At 36.1% G+C, this 18,124-nt stretch carries 19 protein-coding genes; 12 read left to right on the top strand and 7 right to left on the bottom strand.

Features of this window, described 5'->3' with window-relative positions:
• Positions 1-163: 163 nt before the first annotated feature.
• Positions 164-1,504 (bottom strand): chromosomal replication initiator protein DnaA, encoded by a 1,341-nt coding sequence (gene dnaA / locus CDIMF43_RS01925; protein ID WP_074401268.1) that lies wholly within the window; start codon positions 1,502-1,504, stop codon positions 164-166.
• 658 nt (positions 1,505-2,162) lie between these two features.
• On the opposite strand from dnaA, the gene rpmH reads away from it, so the two are divergent.
• The 4 genes from rpmH (at position 2,163) to jag (ending at position 4,401) form a co-directional block, all read left to right on the top strand.
• A complete protein-coding gene (rpmH, locus tag CDIMF43_RS01920) occupies positions 2,163-2,297 on the top strand; it encodes a 50S ribosomal protein L34 (RefSeq protein ID WP_034572715.1) in 135 nt (44 codons plus the stop codon).
• Positions 2,298-2,410: 113 nt separating this feature from the next.
• Positions 2,411-2,749 (top strand): ribonuclease P protein component, encoded by a 339-nt coding sequence (gene rnpA / locus CDIMF43_RS01915; protein ID WP_074401267.1) that lies wholly within the window; start codon positions 2,411-2,413, stop codon positions 2,747-2,749.
• Between the two features lie 36 nt (positions 2,750-2,785).
• Complete coding sequence (gene yidC, locus CDIMF43_RS01910) at positions 2,786-3,625, top strand: membrane protein insertase YidC (RefSeq protein ID WP_074401266.1); 840 nt, start codon at positions 2,786-2,788, stop codon at positions 3,623-3,625.
• Between the two features lie 47 nt (positions 3,626-3,672).
• Complete coding sequence (gene jag / locus CDIMF43_RS01905; RefSeq protein ID WP_109841049.1) at positions 3,673-4,401, top strand: RNA-binding cell elongation regulator Jag/EloR; 729 nt, start codon at positions 3,673-3,675, stop codon at positions 4,399-4,401.
• A gap of 51 nt (positions 4,402-4,452) precedes the next feature.
• Here jag and CDIMF43_RS01900 read toward each other — a convergent pair whose 3' ends face one another.
• The 4 genes from CDIMF43_RS01900 to CDIMF43_RS01885 are packed head-to-tail and all read right to left on the bottom strand — an operon-like array spanning position 4,453 to position 7,917.
• Positions 4,453-5,466 (bottom strand): ABC transporter substrate-binding protein, encoded by a 1,014-nt coding sequence (locus tag CDIMF43_RS01900; RefSeq protein ID WP_109841048.1) that lies wholly within the window; start codon positions 5,464-5,466, stop codon positions 4,453-4,455.
• 15 nt (positions 5,467-5,481) lie between these two features.
• The gene (locus CDIMF43_RS01895; protein ID WP_109841047.1) at positions 5,482-6,249 is read right to left on the bottom strand and encodes an ABC transporter ATP-binding protein; all 768 of its coding nucleotides are present in this window, start codon (positions 6,247-6,249) and stop codon (positions 5,482-5,484) included.
• Between the two features lie 5 nt (positions 6,250-6,254).
• Positions 6,255-7,307, bottom strand: coding sequence for a FecCD family ABC transporter permease (locus tag CDIMF43_RS01890; RefSeq protein WP_109841046.1), 1,053 nt, complete (start codon positions 7,305-7,307; stop codon positions 6,255-6,257).
• Positions 7,297-7,917, bottom strand: a complete 621-nt coding sequence (locus CDIMF43_RS01885) for a nitroreductase family protein (protein ID WP_074401261.1) — start codon at positions 7,915-7,917, stop codon at positions 7,297-7,299. The genes CDIMF43_RS01890 and CDIMF43_RS01885 overlap by 11 nt, the downstream gene beginning before the upstream one ends.
• 243 nt (positions 7,918-8,160) lie before the next feature.
• On the opposite strand from CDIMF43_RS01885, the gene dhaK reads away from it, so the two are divergent.
• From dhaK to dhaQ, 5 genes are all read left to right on the top strand, one after another.
• Positions 8,161-9,150, top strand: coding sequence for a dihydroxyacetone kinase subunit DhaK (gene dhaK, locus CDIMF43_RS01880; protein WP_109841045.1), 990 nt, complete (start codon positions 8,161-8,163; stop codon positions 9,148-9,150).
• Between the two features lie 12 nt (positions 9,151-9,162).
• The gene (gene dhaL / locus CDIMF43_RS01875; RefSeq protein ID WP_034572746.1) at positions 9,163-9,744 is read left to right on the top strand and encodes a dihydroxyacetone kinase subunit DhaL; all 582 of its coding nucleotides are present in this window, start codon (positions 9,163-9,165) and stop codon (positions 9,742-9,744) included.
• On the top strand, positions 9,741-10,112 hold the full coding sequence (dhaM, locus tag CDIMF43_RS01870) for a dihydroxyacetone kinase phosphoryl donor subunit DhaM (RefSeq protein ID WP_034572751.1): 372 nt from the start codon (positions 9,741-9,743) through the stop codon (positions 10,110-10,112). Before dhaL ends, dhaM begins: the two co-directional genes overlap by 4 nt.
• A gap of 67 nt (positions 10,113-10,179) precedes the next feature.
• Entirely contained in the window at positions 10,180-11,310 is a 1,131-nt protein-coding gene (locus CDIMF43_RS01865; protein WP_074401260.1) for a glycerol dehydrogenase, read from the top strand.
• 207 nt (positions 11,311-11,517) lie between these two features.
• Positions 11,518-12,507: a DhaKLM operon coactivator DhaQ gene (gene dhaQ / locus CDIMF43_RS01860; RefSeq protein WP_109841044.1), complete on the top strand. Its 990-nt coding sequence runs from the start codon at positions 11,518-11,520 to the stop codon at positions 12,505-12,507.
• 30 nt (positions 12,508-12,537) lie between these two features.
• On the opposite strand, the gene dhaS is transcribed toward dhaQ, so the two are convergent.
• Positions 12,538-13,119 carry a dihydroxyacetone kinase transcriptional activator DhaS gene (gene dhaS / locus CDIMF43_RS01855; RefSeq protein WP_074401258.1) on the bottom strand — a complete coding sequence of 194 codons (582 nt, stop codon included), beginning with the start codon at positions 13,117-13,119 and terminating at the stop codon, positions 12,538-12,540.
• A gap of 207 nt (positions 13,120-13,326) precedes the next feature.
• Here dhaS and treP point away from each other — a divergent pair, with 207 nt between their 5' ends.
• Complete coding sequence (gene treP, locus CDIMF43_RS01850) at positions 13,327-14,784, top strand: PTS system trehalose-specific EIIBC component (protein WP_074401257.1); 1,458 nt, start codon at positions 13,327-13,329, stop codon at positions 14,782-14,784.
• Positions 14,785-14,814: 30 nt separating this feature from the next.
• Positions 14,815-16,470: an alpha,alpha-phosphotrehalase gene (gene treC / locus CDIMF43_RS01845; RefSeq protein ID WP_109841043.1), complete on the top strand. Its 1,656-nt coding sequence runs from the start codon at positions 14,815-14,817 to the stop codon at positions 16,468-16,470.
• A gap of 58 nt (positions 16,471-16,528) precedes the next feature.
• Here the strand turns inward: treC and treR are convergent, their stop codons facing one another.
• Positions 16,529-17,245 carry a trehalose operon repressor gene (gene treR / locus CDIMF43_RS01840; protein ID WP_109841042.1) on the bottom strand — a complete coding sequence of 239 codons (717 nt, stop codon included), beginning with the start codon at positions 17,243-17,245 and terminating at the stop codon, positions 16,529-16,531.
• A 225-nt stretch (positions 17,246-17,470) separates the two neighbouring features.
• On the opposite strand from treR, the gene CDIMF43_RS01835 reads away from it, so the two are divergent.
• Positions 17,471-17,944, top strand: a complete 474-nt coding sequence (locus CDIMF43_RS01835) for an FUSC family protein (protein WP_074401254.1) — start codon at positions 17,471-17,473, stop codon at positions 17,942-17,944.
• Positions 17,945-18,124: the final 180 nt, after the last annotated feature.

Here is an 18,124-nt window from a genome sequence, read left to right as displayed (position 1 = left end):
CACTAAGTTTTCCACATGTGTATAAGTTGTGGAAAAAGTCGAGACAACTTTAGAAGTTATCCACAAATCCTTTTTTGCATAATAAGTGGAATTCGCCTAGAAAATGATATACCAACTATAAAAAAATTAATTATTTCAGAATTGTTTATACCATTTATAAAAATTAGGATTTTAATTTATTTTTGATTTCCTCAATATCACGACGCAATTCTTCATCCTTCGTTAAAGCATGTTCGATTTTTTCATAAGCATGAATCACCGTTGTGTGATCCTTGCCACCAAATTCGGCTCCAATTTTTGGAAGTGAATTAGAAGTGAGCTCTCTTGAAAGATACATTGCAATTTGTCTAGGAACAACGATTGACTTAACTCGTTTCTTTCCTTTTAAATCGCTTAAGGCAATTTGATAGTATTTGCAAACGGTGCTTTGAATTTCTAAAATCGATAAAGTGGCAGGTTTACCTGAAGGAATGATGCTCTTTAACGCATCGGCAGCTAAACTAGTTGAAATATCACGACTTTCAATTGCCGCATAGGCTTGAACCCGGACTAAAGCTCCTTCAAGTTCGCGAATATTTGAATCGATTTGACCAGCGATATAACTTAACGTATCTCCTGGAATTTCTAAACGTTCTGCATTAGCTTTTTTGCGTAAAATCGCAATTCGTGTTTCTAAATCAGGAGGCGTAATGTCAACCGACAAGCCCCACGCAAAGCGTGATACAAGACGTTCTTGTAATTTAGGAATTTCGTTTGGCAAACGATCACTTGTTAGAACGATCTGTTTACGTTCGTCATAAAGCGCATTAAACGTATGGAAAAATTCTTCTTGTGTTCCTTCTTTATCTGCAAAAAACTGGATATCATCCACTAATAATAAATCAACACTGCGGTATTCATTTCTGAACTTCTCTTGTGATTTAGTTTGGATGGAATTGATAAAATCGTTGGCAAAGGTCTCGCTACTGACATACTTTACTTTTGCATCTGGATTGATTAACAACATTTGGTGACCAATCGCATGCATTAAATGGGTTTTGCCTAAGCCGACACCACCATAGAAAAATAAAGGATTATAAATAGTACCTGGTTCTTCAGCGACAACGAGGGCAGCTGCGTGGGCCATTTGATTGCCTTTTCCAATAACGAAGGTATCAAATGTATACTTATCATTTAATTGAGCATCTTTTCGCACGGGTGAATTTTTTGCAAAAGAGTCACTTTTTCTAAGCACAGTTGTTTCATTTGGATCTTGTTCATTCTTAATGATAAATAATGGTGAAATTTCACGGCTCGAATATTCATAAATATTTTCAACGATTCGAGTGGCTAAATTATTTTCCCAGTATTCTTTGTGTAAGGATGAAGGAACTTCAATAATAATATTTTGGTCAGTGATACGAATTGGATGTGCACTTTCAATCCATGTATCATAACTGACTTTGGAAAGTGATTCTTTAAACTTTTCCTTTAAGTAGCTCCATAGGTTCTGTAAGTCATCCACAAAAATGAACCTCCTTTATAAATGTGTCTTTTTTATTTTAGCATTTTATTGGAAAGTTTTCCACAAGTAGTTAGAATCTGTTGAAAGTTTATTCATGAGGTGTTTAAAAGTTATCCACAAGCTTAAAAAATACAGTGGATAACTTTTTTTAATTCCAAGTTTATTTTTAATTGTGGATAAACATAAAGGGTTAAGTCTATTGATATCAATTGTTCCACGGGTTATCCACAAAGTTAACAGGAAATAGGAAAATTGCTATACACATGTTGTTGAATTGTGGATAACTGAAATATATCTTTTTATTAACTTAAACCGAAAAAAAGTTATTCTACAAGGCTGTGGATAAAAAAACGGAATTGTGGATTCTTTTTTGAAGACTAAAATTTTATTTCAGAGAAGAAAAAGACCTTTTTTTAAGTAAAATAAAATCCTCTAAAACAATGGGATACAAAAAAATCCACAACTTTACAACAAATATTCTAAAAATAGGTTTCTTATTACGCCTATTTATGCTATTATATTTGAGTGAGTTAATAAAAATAGGCATGTTGTACTTGACAAGGCTATTTTATCTTCGTTATAATATTCAAGACTGTCTTGTGATGATATAAAATTTAGAAGCAACTAAGAGATAGTTTTTACAGGAGGTGTATCACGAATGAAAAGAACTTACCAACCTAAAAAACGTAAACGTCAAAAAGTACACGGTTTCCGTAAACGTATGAGTACAAAAAACGGACGTAGAGTATTACAAAGTAGACGCCGTAAAGGAAGAAACGTATTGTCTGCATAGATCACTGAACGTCTCAGTGGTCTTTTTTCTTTAGTAAATTTTATAAAAAATCTAAAAAAAAGACCTAAAAATCTTTTTTTTTCAGAAAAATGCAAGAGATGAGAGGTTGTTTTATGAGAAAGACCTATCGTGTCAAAAAGGAAGCTGATTTCCAAAAAGTTTTTCATAATGGAGTTTCTACAGCAAATCGCCAATTTGTGATTTATGTGTTAGAAAAAAAAGAGCAAGCTCATTTTAGAGTGGGGCTGTCCGTTGGAAAAAAAGTTGGAAATGCAGTGACTAGAAATGCAGTTAAGCGTAAAATCAGACAAAGTATTACAGAATTAAAGCCAAATTTAAAACAAGACAAAGACTTTATTGTAATTGCTCGGATTCCTGCTGCAAAAATGACAACAAAAGAAGTCAAAAAGAGCTTAACACATGTGCTAAAACTAGCTAAAATGTTAAACTAAAAAATAACTATCTACTATAGAAGTGAGGGAATTGATGTGAGTAAACGTAAGCGATTACTTATATTGGTTAGTTCAGTGCTGTTAATGGCTGTCTTAACTGGGTGTGGGAAAACAGGTTCGATTGATGCAAGTAGTACAGGATTTTGGGACCATTACATTGTTTGGAATTTCTCAAGAGCAATTACGGGATTATCAAATCTATTCTTTGGAAGCTATGGTTTAGGAATTATTTCATTTACCATTCTGATTCGAATTATTTTATTACCCTTGATGCACCACCAAATGAAAAGTACACGTAAAATGAGTGATATGCAACCGCGATTAAAAGCGTTGCAAAAACAATACGCATCAAAAGACACGGAAACACAAAATAAATTAAGAGAAGAAACACAAAAATTGTACTCTGAAGCAGGCGTAAATCCAGCGATGGGTTGTTTGCCAATGTTGGTTCAAATGCCTGTTTTAATGGCATTGTATCAAGCTATCAGTCGTACAGAGGTTTTAAAAGCCGGTCATTTCTTATGGATGAACCTAGGGGAACGTGACCCGTATTTTATTTTGCCAGTCTTAGCAGCGGTGTTAACATTTGCTACAACAAAGCTTTCAACCATGAGTCAAGCCGAATCAAACTCAATGACAAGCGCCATGTTGTACACGATGCCAGCGTTGATTTTATTTATGGGGGTTACATTACCAAGTGCACTGTCTCTTTACTGGGTAGTCGGAAATGCTTTTTCAGTAGGTCAAACCTTACTATTGAATAATCCATTTAAAATTAAAAAAGAACGTGATGAAAAAGTACAAGCAGAACGCGATCGTCAAAAAGCCTTAGAAAAAGCAATAAAACCGAAAAAGAAAAAAAATAAGAAAAAATAATTAGTTTGTTTAATAGGGAATCGACAAAAGAAATGGGGGGAAGACAGGTGGAACAATACACTGCAAGTGGAGAAACTGTTGAAAAAGCAATTGCAATTGGATTAGATCAATTGGGAATTACTCGAAGTGATGCGCGCATCACCATTATTTCAGAAGGTAAAAAAGGACTCTTTGGTTTTGGAAAGAAAGAGGCAATCGTAGAAATTAAATCAACGATTGCCTCAAAAAAACAAGAAACGCAAGAACCTCTTTTGGAAGATCTAGTAGTTAATGAAGAAATGCCAGCAAAAGAACTTCAGTTAGAACAGCGAAACGACACGGTTGCAATCGAAACCTCAAAAAAATACCTAGTTGATATTTTGGTACAAATTGGTGCAGATGCAACCATTGAAGAAGAACTCGTTGAAGATAAAATTATTTTCCATGTAAAAACTGAAAAGCCAGGTTTAGTAATTGGCAAACACGGTAAAGTTTTGAATGCGTTACAGGCGTTGACACAAGTTCTTGTGCATCGACATGCTAAGAGTAAGTTAACGGCAATTGTGAACGTTGGCGATTATCGTGAACGTCGTGAAATGATTCTAAAACAGCTAGCAGAACGTACGGCAGAAAAAGTATTGCGTACCAACCAACCTGTTTTTCTAGAACCAATGCCAGCTTTTGAACGCAAGCAAATTCATTTTTATTTAAGTAAAGATGGTCAAGTGAGCACACATTCAGAGGGCAATGAGCCTCATCGATATTTAGTTGTTGAACCTGCTAAAAAACGACTTTAAGCAAAAAAACTCCACAACCAAGAAAATTTTGGTTGCGGAGGTTTTTTTTGTTTAGTTAAATAAAGAGGGATAAATTTCGGATGCTAATTTTTCAATACCATCTAAACTTTGATACCCATAACCAAACAGGTAATTATAATCAACGCCATAAACTTGTTTGGTTTTAATAGCTTTCATATTGGCTAGTTTAGGATTTGCATAAAACCCTGATTTGATTTTAGCAACATCCGCGCCATCTTCCCAAATTGGAAAAATAAGGATATCTGGATCTGTTTCAAGGAGCGTTTCAATGCTGATGTCTCCTTTTTCATCTTTGTAGACATTGTCCAATTTAATTAGATTGAAGATATCATTAAAGAAACTTTCATCATGAGCAGAATAAATTGAAATTTCAGTAGGATCCATCGTATGGATGTAAGCAAAGGTTTGTCTTTTATCGATTTTTTGTAAAGAAGTTGTGAGCTTCGATTCTTTGGCTTTTATTTCATCAGAAAATTCTTTTGCTTTTGCCTCCACGTTGAAAATTTTTCCTAAATTGTCGATATCTTGGTAGATAGAGTTAAACGTCCCTCCTGTTACAGAAGATTCTAAAAGATAGGTACGAATGCCGCTAGCATTTAAGGAATCCACTGTCCCAACGCCCCATTCATTATTATCAAACAATCCGGCACGCCCGTAAACAAAGTCTGGATCTGTTCCTAAAGTCACTTCTTTTCCTACATAGTCTTTTGATAAAATTGGCAATTTTTTATAGATTTTTTCGACTGCTTTATCTGGTTGTCCAAAATCAGCTCCAACTCCAACAATCTTGTCTTCTAAGCCTAAATGCAATAAAAGTTCAGCAGCAGGTTTTGTATTTGCCATTACCTTGCGAGGAGCTTCTTGGAAGGTTTCTTCTTTTGTTTTCCATTTTGTTGAGCCTTCAGCTTTGGCGTAATTACTAATGGTTACAGGATAATTTTCTTTTGAGGAAGAATTTTCCTGAGTTTGATTTTCTTTCGTTCCACAAGCAGCAACAAGTAGACTTAAAGTAACTATTGAACCGATTAATATTGTTTTTTTCATTTTTATTCCTCCTAGTTAGTTACTAAAATAGGAAAAACCCATTTTTTTAGTAATTGGATTGATAAATGTTTGGCACTGAACTTGATAAAGTTCTTCTATCAGCTCACCAGTCAGCAATTCTTCAGGAGTTCCTTTAGCGATGACTTCGCCATCTTTCATTGCGTAGAGGTAATCACAGTAAGAAGCTGCCATTTCCAAATCATGAAGCGCTGCAAGAACGCCAATTTTCATTTTTTTTACGTTGTTTAATAATTCCAGTTGGTAACGGATATCTAAGTGATTTGTAGGTTCATCAAGAATAATAAAATGAGGCTGTTGAGCAATCGCTCTAGCTAAGATCACGCGTTGTTTCTCCCCACCAGATAAGGATAGAAAGCTACGATTTCGGTATTGTAGCAGATTAGTCTGTGCTAAAGCCTGTTCTACTATCTGATAGTCAGCTTCTGTATCAGACTCTAATAACTTTTTATGCGGAGTACGGCCTAAAAGAACAATCTGTTCAACACTTAAATCAAAGCTCATTTCATTGAATTGGCTAACGACAGATACATGTTTTGCAACGATCTTATTGGACGCCTTTAAAACATCTAATTCATCTAAAAAGACACGGCCTTTTTCGGGTTTAATACTCTTATAAAGACTTTTTAGTAAGGTAGATTTTCCGCACCCATTTGCTCCAATCACGCCAACAAATTGTTGATGATCAACTCGAAGAGTAATGTCTTTGACGATGTCTTTTTTACCAATCCGAACGGATATGTTCTGAGCGACTAATTGTGTCATCGTATTTAACCTCCAAATTGATAATTTTTTTTGATAATAATATAGATAAAAAGAGGTGCGCCAATGACTGAAGTAATGATTCCAATTGGAATTTCCACATTTTTAATTAGAATTCTAGCAAGAATATCGGCCCAAATCATAAATAATGACCCAATCAGTAAAACCATCGGCAAAAGACGTTTATGATTTGCTCCAAAGAGTCCTCTGGCTAAATGAGGTATAATGAGCCCTACAAAGCCAATCATTCCAGAATAGGCGACAACCGTCCCTGTTAGAAGAGAAGCTAAAGCTAGATAGATTTTTCGATATTTTCCAAGCTCGATTCCAAGTGTAATGGCAGCCTCGTCTCCAAGCAACATAGTATTTAAAATTCGATGTTGGAAGAGGAAGAAGAGACAGCTTAACAGTACTGGTACAGAAAGAATGGGTAATTTATCCCAACTAGCAGAAGCAAGACTGCCCATTGACCAAAAGGTGATGGTCTTAATGCCTTCAGCGTTGTTTGCAAAATAAACGATTAAACTGGAAAAAGCACTTAATAACGAACTAATGACCATGCCTGACAACAGCAATTTGATTGATGTAATGCGTCCGCCAAAACTAGCTAATAATAAAACACCAAAAGAGGCAATAATTGCTCCAATAAAGGCGCCAAAAGCAACACCAACCTGTGCAAATAAGGCACCACTTCCGACTCCTAAAAGAATCACAAACGTTGCTCCTAAAGAAGCACCAGACGAAATCCCTAAAATATAAGGATCTGCTAATGGGTTTTGAACAATAGCCTGCATAATCGTTCCGCTAACGGCTAAGCCCATTCCAACTAATAAAGCAAATAATGCTCGAGGCAATCGCAATTGCCAAATAATCGTGATGTAAGATTGATTGTCCAAATGATCTAATGATCCAACGGAACCATTTGAGATTTTAGAGAGAAAGATGTTCCAAGATTGGTCGAAAGGAATGTCAACTTGACCGATGGACGTAGAGTAAATGATAGAAAGAAAAATTGCTACAATCAAGGCAATTAGAATTAAAAGATAGTTTTTATGTTTCATTATTTCTCACACTTTCTAAAGTAGTCACCCATTCGCTAAGAGGACTACGTTTTGCTTTTATTTTTGTTGACGCTGGTTTTATTTTAGTTAAATGAAGAGTTGCAACAATTTTCCGGGTGGAATCAATTCGTAATGCTTCAGCGAATGTTGAGTCAAAAATATTAGGTGTGGTTCGCCAAGTTACGCCGATTGATTTATCCCAAGCGACAAGTTGGATATTTTGAATAAATGCAGCGGTAGCAGAAATGGCTTCCAATGAAGTCTTTTGATCAGCTTCTAATGGAACAGAAACAACGATGCTGACGGGCACTTCAGCAAAATAGTCATAGACTTTGCGTTTTGTTTTATCTAAGGCTGATTGATCGTAAGAATCCCACACCCCTAAACGTGTGTAACTTTCAAGGATTGCTGTTGAAAATAGTTGGCGTTCTGATTCTGTTGAAATAAGTAAAACTTCCCAAGGTTCTTTTTTTGAATGGAAAGGTGCAAAAGAAGCTATTTCTAAAATAGTATAAATTAGCTCTAGAGGGATAGCATCGGGTAAAATCTTTCGAATCGTCCTTCTACTTTGAATTAGTTGACTAATTGAATGTGGTTCATCTTGTTCCATAAAGTCACTCCGTTTTAAATGTAATTGATAATCGTTCTCAATTATCATAGTCGAATCCTTTTAAATAAGCAAGATAAACTATGAGCAAATAAAGATAATTCATTAAAAAAAGTCTATTTTGTGAAGGTTTAAAAATGTTATAAACTGAACAAACGGACACATTAGAAATTTTGTCCGTTTAAAAGAAAACGTTTTCGCGATATAGTAAGCATGTAGAAAACAAACGAAGGGTGCGGATAAATAATGAAAAAGATAATAAATGACGCGACAGCAGTAGTAGACGAAATGTTGGACGGGTTGACTTATGCACATGGAGATTTAGTTGAACGTATCAATGAAAGCGGAATCATCGTAGCGAAAAATCAAACGAAGGGACATGTTGGGTTAATTAGTGGAGGCGGAAGCGGACATGAACCAGCACATGCAGGTTTTGTCGGTCAAGGAATGTTATCAGCAGCAGTTTGTGGGGCAGTTTTTACATCACCAACTCCTGATCAAATTTTAGAAGGAATCAAAGCAGCTGATCAAGGAGCCGGCGTCTTTTTAATCATTAAAAATTATTCTGGTGACGTGATGAATTTCGATATGGCAAAAGAGTTAGCTGAGATGGAAGATATTGAAGTTGATTTTATTATTGTAGATGACGACATTGCAGTGGAAGATAGTACCTATACGGCAGGAAAACGTGGAGTTGCAGGGACTGTTTTAGTTCATAAAATTTTAGGCGCTGCAGCTGATCAAGGTGCAAGTTTATCAGAAATTAAAGCAATGGCTGATAAATTGGTTCCACAAATCAAAACCATTGGAGTAGCCTTAACAGGTGCAACTGTTCCTGAGGTAGGGAAGCCAGGCTTTGTTTTAGCAGATGATGAAATTGAATTTGGTGTGGGTATTCACGGTGAACCTGGTTACCGCAGAGAAAAAATCGCTCCTTCAAAAGAGTTAGCAAAAGAATTAGTAATGAAGTTAAAAGCAGCCTTCGATTGGAAAAAAGGCGATCATTTCGCACTATTAGTTAACGGCTTAGGCAGCACACCTTTAATGGAACAATATATTTTTACAAATGATGTTCGCCAATTACTAGATGAAGAAGGAATAGTGGTTGAATTTAAAAAAGTGGGCGATTTCATGACTGCAATCGATATGGCTGGTTTATCGTTAACATTAGTAAAATTAGAAGATTCTAAATGGCTAGAAAATTTAATTTATAAAACAAATACAATTGCTTGGTAGGAGGAAATAAAAATGAATGTAGAAACTGTAAAAACCTGGTTAGACTTATTTACAGATGAGGTTAATCAAAACAAAGAGTATTTAAGTGAATTGGACACCCCAATTGGCGACGGAGACCACGGTATGAATATGGCTCGTGGTACAACGGCCGTAAAAGAGGTTATTGCTGAAAAAAATCCAACAACGTTGGTAGATATTTTCAAATTAACGGGTATGACATTAGTTAGTAAAGTGGGAGGCGCGTCAGGTCCCTTATATGGTTCAGCGTTCATCAGTATGGCAAAAGCTGCTGGAGAAACAGATGATTTAGGGGAGCTCTTGGCTGCTGGTTTGGCTGGAATTCAAAAACGTGGCAAGGCTGAAGTTGGCGAAAAAACAATGGTAGACGTTTGGCAACCTGTTGTTGAAGCAGTACAAAAAAACGAACTAACTTCTAAAGTTATTCAAGATGCTGTTGAAGGGACAAAAGAAATTAAAGCTACAAAAGGTCGCGCATCATATCTTGGCGATCGCTCAATTGGGCATATTGATCCAGGAGCAATGTCAAGTGGATATTTATTTGAAGCAATGTTGAAAGCAGGTGTTTTTCAATGAGTAAACTAGGTGTTGTTGTCGTTTCACATGTTCCTCAAATTGCAGAAGGAGTCGTTCGCTTAATGCGAGAAGTGGCAAAGGATGTATCGATTACCTCTGCTGGCGGAACGGATGAGAATGAAGTTGGAACGAGCTTTGAAAAAATCCAAACAGCTTTTGACGCTAATGAAGCTGAAATTTTATTAGCTTTCTATGATTTAGGTAGTGCCAAAATGAATTTAGAAATGGTAATGGAAATGACAGACAAAGAAGTTCATCTATTTGATACAGCTTTTCTAGAAAGTAGCTATACGGCGGCAGCCTTGATTCAAGCCGATGCATCCTTAGAGATGATTAAAGAACAAATTGATCCGATGAAAATTAAATAAATACTGTAGACACTGCGTCTCAATTGAGGCGCATTCTAAATAAATGAAAACTATGGAGGTAAGAACAATGAGAAAAGCATTTATTTCACCAACAAAGTATGTACAAGGAGAGGACGAAATTCTTAATTTAGGCTATTTCGTTTCTACTTTCGGAAAATCAGCACTATTAATTGCCCATCAAGACGATATCAACCGTGTACAAGCACAATTAGACCAAACAACTGAAAAATTTAACATTGAAATCATTCCAAGCCATTTTAACGGCGAATGTTCAAGACAAGAAGTAGCTCGCTTACAAGAATTTGCTAAAGAACACAACTGTGACTGTGTGATTGGTTTAGGTGGCGGTAAAGCAATTGACACTGCAAAATGTGTTGCGGAAGGTGAAGCGTTGATTATTGTTCCAACAATTGCGGCAACAGATGCACCAACGAGTCATTCCGCAGTATTGTATACTCCAGAAGGCGAATTCGACGATTACGCATACTTCAAACAAAGCCCAAGCGTAGTCATGGTAGATACGAAAATTATTGCCAATGCCCCAACACGCTTTTTAGTAGCCGGAATGGGAGACGCACTTTCTACTTATTTTGAAGCACGTGCAACGTCAAACTCCTTCTCAAATGTAAATGCAGGCTTGCCATGTGGCGCACGAACAGGAGAATGCCCACCAGCTAAAGGAACAAATGCAGCTTTAATGATGGCAAAATTATGTTATGAAATGCTACTTGAAAATGGCTACAATGCAAAAATTGCTTGTGACAATAACCTTGTAACACCTGCTTTAGAAAATATTGTTGAAACAAACATTTTATTATCAGGCTTAGGCTTTGAAAGTGCTGGTTTAGCAGCGATTCATGCGATTCATGACGGATTGACTGCCTTAGAAGGAACGCATCATTATTTCCATGGTGAAAAAGTGGCCTTTAGCGCAATTGCGCAATTAGTATTAGAAAATGCACCAATTGAAGAACTACATGAAGTGTTAGATTTCTCATTATCAATTGGCCTACCTGTCTGCTTAGCAGATATCGGAGTTGAATCTATTACAATGGAAGAAGCTATCTCAGTTGCTGAAAAAGCTTGTATTCCTGAAGAGTCCATCCATTCTATGCCATTCCCAATCACTGTTAATGATGTTGCATCAGCCATTATGGCAGCAGATAAAATTGGGAGCGACTACAAAAAAAATCACTAAAAACAACTTGAAATAGAATAAAATAAATTTGCTGGTAGTTGCAAGTACGCAACCGCCAACAAATTTATTTTTGTAAATAGAAAATGAACTTTTTAATCCTACAAAAATACAGAAAAAGCCTTCTATAAAAAGTACGATTTGTGATAAGATGGTCTAGAATAGTTTACTCGTTCAAAATAAAAGTTACAGCGAGAATAGAGGATTAAAATGAAAAAAATTGTTAATCGACCAGAAAAAATGGTCACTCAAATGTTAAATGGGATCGTTTACGCTCATGAAGAAAAGCTAGATCGACTGCCTGGAACTGGAGTGATTTATCGTAAAACGCGTTCTAAAGGGAACGTTGCAGTTGTAAGTGGCGGCGGAAGTGGACATGAACCTGCTCATACCGGATTTGTTGGAAAAGGAATGTTGGCAGCCGCGGTATGTGGCCCCATCTTTGTTCCCCCAACTCCAGAAGAAGTTTTTCAGGGAATCCTTGTTTCTGACCAAGGAGCAGGCGTTTTACTGATTATTAAAAATTTTGAAAAAGATGTTGAAAGCTTCCTAGCAGGACGTCTCTTAGCAATGGACCAAGGCCATCAAGTGGCGTATGTTATTGTAAACGACGATTGTTCATTAGAAGAAAATAGCTTTCAAAAAAGACGGCGTGGAGTTGCTGGAACAGTATTTGTACACAAAATTTTGGCAGCTGCAGCGGAAAGTGGCTTGTCGTTAGAGGATTTAAAAACATTAGGAGAAAAAGTAGTACGAGCTAGCAATACATTAGGTTTAGCTTTGTCGCCAGCAGTAGTTTCAAAAGAACATCAAGCCCAATTTCAATTAGCAGAAGATGAACTGTCTTTTGGAGTTGGAATTCATGGAGAGCCAGGCTATCGCATTGAAAAGTTGCATTCTTCAGAACGTTTGGCAATTGAACTGGTAAATAAATTAAAAAACCATTATCCATTAGCAAAAGGCGATCAATTTGCGTTGATGGTCAATGGATTAGGCGGAACGCCTTTAATGGAGTTGTATATTTTTACTAACGATGTTCGACGTCTACTAGAATTAGAAGGAATCAAAGTTGTTTTCAAAAAAGTTGGAAATTATATGACTTCTTATGATATGAAAGGTTTGTCATTGACCTTTTTGAAAGTAGAAGACGACTGTTGGTTAGACTGGTTGAAAGAACCTGTTGAAGCGTATGGCTGGTAAAAAAATAACCATTAAGCATAATTTTAATGCTTAATGGTTATTTTTTTGTTTTTCATATCGTTTTAAAGTGGATAAAAAAGAATCCTCTACAATTAATTGGATATTTTCAGAAAGTTCTCGTGGAGGGACAGGACAGCCGTGCATCAACCAATCTTTAGCAGTTCCTACAAATGCGTGACTGTAAAACGCATTAAAAAAAGTTAACGTCTCTTCAGGTAGTTCGATTTGTTGCTGCGCCATCATATCCGTAATAATTTTAAGGAGCAAGTTTTGTGTATGGTCAAAAAAATACCGATCGAAAGAATTTTGTTCAGTAATGGCTAATGCATTGTTATAGAAGGTTTTATTTTCAGCTAAGTATTCAAAAAGTCTTGTAATGACCTTTGTCCAATGCTCGTAATCTAAATAATCTTCAATGTTTTCACTAGCTTCTTGATTGTAGATCCAAGCAAGTAACTCATACTTATCTTGAAAGTGATAATAGAAAGTTTGACGTCTGATGTCACAGTGGGTCATAATATCTCGAATTGAAATTTTTTGAAAAGGTATGGTTTCCATCAATTCTTTCAATGAATGTGCAATTACTTTTTTGGTAATTAACGAATCGTGCATGGAATCCCCCGTCCCTTGTAATAGTTAATTTCATTATAACGCTTTCGAGAAAAAACTGCATCCAGAAGGTAGTCAAATTTAGCAAAATTTAAAGGTCTTTAAAAAAAGAAAGAAAAACGCTTGCATAATAAAAAGAAAAGGGTTACAATTCAACTATAAAAATAACTTGTATATACAAGTTGAAAAGATTTTTAAGGAGGAGAAAAGATGGCAGATTACAAAAAAGATGCCCAGTTGTTGTTAGAAGATATTGGTGGAAAAGAGAATATTTCAGCAGTCACTCATTGTGCAACTAGAATGCGTTTTGTATTAGTAGATCCCGCACTTGCAGATAAAGAAAAAATTGAAAAAATCGCTACCGTTAAAGGAACCTTTACTCAAGCTGGTCAATTCCAAGTAATAATTGGGAATGATGTTCCAACGTTTTATAATGAATTTGTTAAATTATCCGGAAATGAAGGCGGTTCAAAAGATCAAGTTAAAAATGCTGCCAAACAAAATATGAACATCGTTCAACGAGCAATGGCTGTTTTAGCTGAGATATTTTCACCAATCATTCCAGCAATTATTGTAGGTGGTTTGATTTTAGGATTTCGTAATGTGATTGGTGAAGTACCGATGGGTTTCTTGGATGGAAAAACGATTGTGGAAACTTCGGTCTTTTGGAATGGTGTGAATAGCTTTCTATGGTTGATTGGCGAAGCGATTTTCCATTTCCTACCAGTAGGAATTACATGGAGCATTGCTAAAAAGATGGGAACCACTCAAATTCTTGGGATTGTATTAGGGATTACATTGGTCTCACCACAGCTATTAAATGCGTATGCAGTGGCAGAAACGGCTGCTAAAGATATTCCATTCTGGGACTTCGGTTTTGCTCAAGTGAATATGATTGGCTATCAAGCACAAGTTATTCCAGCAATGCTAGCTGGTTTTATGTTAGCGTATCTTGAAATATGGTTACGTAAATTTATTCCACAAGCAGTTTCGATGATTTTTGTTCCATTCTTTTCACTTGTTCCAACGGTGCTAATGGCTCATCTTGTACTAGGTCCAATCGGTTGGAAAATTGGTAGCTTTGTTTCAATGATTGTAAACACTGGTTTAGCAAGTAGTTTTAACTGGTTGTTCGGTGCATTATTTGGTTTCTTGTATGCCCCACTTGTTATTACAGGCTTACATCATATGACGAATGCGATTGATTTGCAGTTGGTAGCTGATTTTGGCGGAACAAACCTTTGGCCAATGATTGCACTTTCAAATATTGCACAAGGTTCTGCTGTACTGGCAATTATTTTCTTACACCGTGGCAATAAAGAAGAAGAACAGATCTCGATTCCAGCAGCAATTTCATGTTATCTAGGCGTAACAGAACCCGCTATTTTTGGGATTAATTTAAAATACGTGTATCCGTTTATCGCAGCGATGATTGGTTCAGGTGTAGCTGGATTGATTTCGACATTGTTTAATGTAACGGCGTTGTCAATCGGTGTTGGTGGTTTACCGGGTATCTTATCTATTCAACCGCCGTATTATCTAATTTTTGCCATTTGTATGTTGATTGCAATCGTAGTACCATTTGGATTGACCGTTGCTTTTCGTAAGTATGGAGTCTTCAATAAATTAGATCCAATCGATGAAGAAACGGGTAAAATTGTAGCGTAGAAATAAACTGTTTTAGAAATGGAGTTTAGTATGAGTAATTTTCATGAAAAAGTAATTTATCAAATTTATCCAAAATCGTTTAAAGATTCAAATGGAGATGGCGTCGGAGATCTAAGGGGAGTGATTGAAAAAATTCCTTATTTATCTGATTTAGGAGTGGATATGATCTGGTTAAATCCATTCTTTTGTTCACCGCAAAATGACAATGGCTATGATATTTCAAACTATCTGGCGATTGATCCTTTATTTGGAACAATGGCTGATTTTGAAGAACTCGTTAGAGAAACGCAAAAATTAGGGATTGAAATTATGCTAGATATGGTTTTAAATCATACTTCGGTTGAACACGAGTGGTTCCAGAAGGCGTTAGCGGGAGATAAAAAGTATCTGGATTACTATTATATTCGTGAACCTAAAGCCGATGGAAGCTTGCCAACAAATTGGGAGTCAAAATTTGGCGGACCGAGCTGGACTCCTTTTGGTGAGACAGGAAAGTACTTCTTGAATTTATACGATCGAACACAGGCTGATTTAAATTGGCACAATCCGGCAGTTCGTGAAGAACTGTTTGCTGTAGTGAATTTTTGGCTTGAAAAAGGCGTGAAAGGCTTCCGTTTTGACGTAATGAACGTGATTGGCAAACCGTTAGAACTAGTTGATGATTTGACAGGAAATGGCAAATCACTGTATACAGATCAGCCAATTGTTCACGAGTATTTAATGGAGCTAAATAAGGCCAGCTTTGGTAAAGAAGAGGATAGCGTAACTGTTGGTGAAATGTCTTCGACAACGATTGACAATTGTGTGATGTACTCAAATCCAGATAGAAATGAATTGTCGATGGCCTTTAGCTTTCACCATTTAAAAGTAGATTATTTAGATGGTGAAAAGTGGTCCTTAATGCCTTTTGATTTTATGGAATTGAAAACCATTTTGAATGATTGGCAAGAAGGAATGTCAGAGGGAAATGGCTGGAATGCGTTGTTTTGGAACAATCACGATCAACCAAGAGCCTTGAGTCGTTTTGGTGATTCTGTTCATTATCGTTTTGAAACAGCTACAATGCTAGCTCAAACCATTCATTTGTTACGCGGGACTCCTTATATTTACCAAGGGGAAGAAATCGGAATGTTGAATCCCGATTTTGCAGATATTAAGGACTATGTTGATATTGAAACCCATAATGCATATGCAGAATTACAGAAAAAAGGCGTATCTGAAGCTGAAATTATGGCCATTATCCAAGAGAAATCTAGAGATACAAGTCGTACGCCAATGCAATGGGATGAAACAGAAAATGCAGGATTTAGTACGGGGAAACCTTGGTTAAAAGTAGCAGATAATTATTCACTGATTAATGTGAAAAAAGAACGCGAAGAGGGCCAAATTTTCAATTATTATCAAAGCTTGATTCAATTGCGCAAAGAGATGAAGGTTATTTCAGAAGGAGCGTATAGAAGCTTATTAATGGATCATCCAAGTGTTTATGGCTACGTCCGAGAATTGGATTCTGAACAAGTTCTTGTATTAAATAATTTTTATGGCGAGTCAACTTCAGTGGATATTCCAATGGAATTTAGCAATCAAGAGAGTCGTTACTTGATTGGAAATGGGAAGAAACGGAAGTTAACAAGTAAGATTCATTTGGAACCTTATGAAACGATTGCGTTTTATATAGAGAAATAAAAAAAGAGAAACTATTTCCTGGGAAATAGTTTCTCTTTTTTTGTTTGATAAGAAGAAATTACATTGGGCTTCTTCGTCTCGCAAATTCAACAAAACGAAAACGATCCAGTCGATGTCGAGACTCTGTATGCTGGAAGAGAGTCGTGTCTTCTAAATAAACATCGCTACGAACGACGACAACATGAGTATCTCCATTTAAGTCCATTAATTCGTGGTCTTTTTTGGTTGCCGGATCAACGGTGATTTCTTTTTGAGCAAAGCTGATTGTTAATCCCAAGGTATGTTCAATATAATCGTAAATCGAATTTTGAGCAGCCTCTGTTGGCAGTTCTGGGATAATTGAAGTAAGCAAATAATCTTTGTCTAAAATTACCACTTCTTGATTAAATTTACGTTGACGTTCGACATAAATAATTTCGGTATCTTGAGAAATTTTTAAGTGGTTCGCTAATTTTTTTGAGATTTTTTCGATACAATTTTTAGTCACAATGGTCTCACTTTTCAAATTTTGTGAATCATGGAGCTCTTTAAAGCTTGTTAAACCAGAAACCGGAAAATCAAAACGATTGACGTTTAAAACAATGGAACCTTTGCCTTGTTTTTTTTGAATATAGCCATTTTCCAACAGTAGTACTAGGGCTTTTCGAATGGTTTCTCGTGAGACATGATAGACTTTTGCTAAATCATTTTCGCTTGGAAGCAGGGTGCCTGCATGGTACGTTTGATTTAGAATGGCTTTTTCCAAGTCTAAATAAATTTCGTAAAATTTATTCATAGTTAATCCTCGCATTCTTAGATAGTTTCAATTTTATTCGTTTAGTTATTTCTACATTTCTATTTTAGCACATGGCGACCAAAAGAGAGAATGAAAGTGAGTTTTTTCTATTGTTGAAAGGCGGTTTGACAAAGAAAATGAATAGGGGTATATTTTAGCAAGTAGGTATGTGAAGTTTTTAATAAAGGATGGGGAACGAAACTGTTTGAATTAAGTAAGTTTAAAATGGGTTTGAGAACAATTAAAACAGGCATCAGTGTTTTTTTATGTATGCTGATTTTCACCATTTTTGATCGAGGAACACCAATAGTTGCCACGTTAACGGCTGTTTTTGCACTTAGAGAAGATATGGAAAATACACGAAAATTCGGTCGTCACCGGATTGTTGGAAATACATTTGGAGCAATTTTTGCAGTAATTGTTATTTTATTATATGAAGTGATTGGAAATGTTGTCATCGTTCAGCTTGTTTGTATCCCACTTTTGATGATGGTGATGATTACGTGCTGTTCAGCTACTGGACATCGTGAAGGTGTAGTAGGAGCTTGCGGCACGTTTTTAACGATCATCTTTATGATTCCTGAAAATGAGTCCTTTGGGTATGCGATGGAACGTGTTTTGGATACTTTTATTGGCACAGGTATTGCATTAGGGGTCAATCATTGGGTTCGACCACGAAAAATCAAAAAAAGCGATTGAAAAATTGCGGTTTTAGGATTGACAAACGATGGATTTAACGTTATATTCATAACAACTGACATCTGAAAAAAAGATGTTCTAACCTTACAATTTAATCATTTATTGAAATATTTATTAGCGATAAAAGTAGTCAAAGTGCTTTATCCATTTCTAGCTATTTATAGCCAAGGGGTGGAGTGG

This window comes from Carnobacterium divergens (genome assembly GCF_900258435.1).
In the GTDB taxonomy this organism is placed as follows: Bacteria; Bacillota; Bacilli; order Lactobacillales; family Carnobacteriaceae; genus Carnobacterium; species Carnobacterium divergens_A.
Note: the sequence above shows the minus strand (reverse complement) of the source record. Positions and strands in the feature narration are given on the sequence as shown.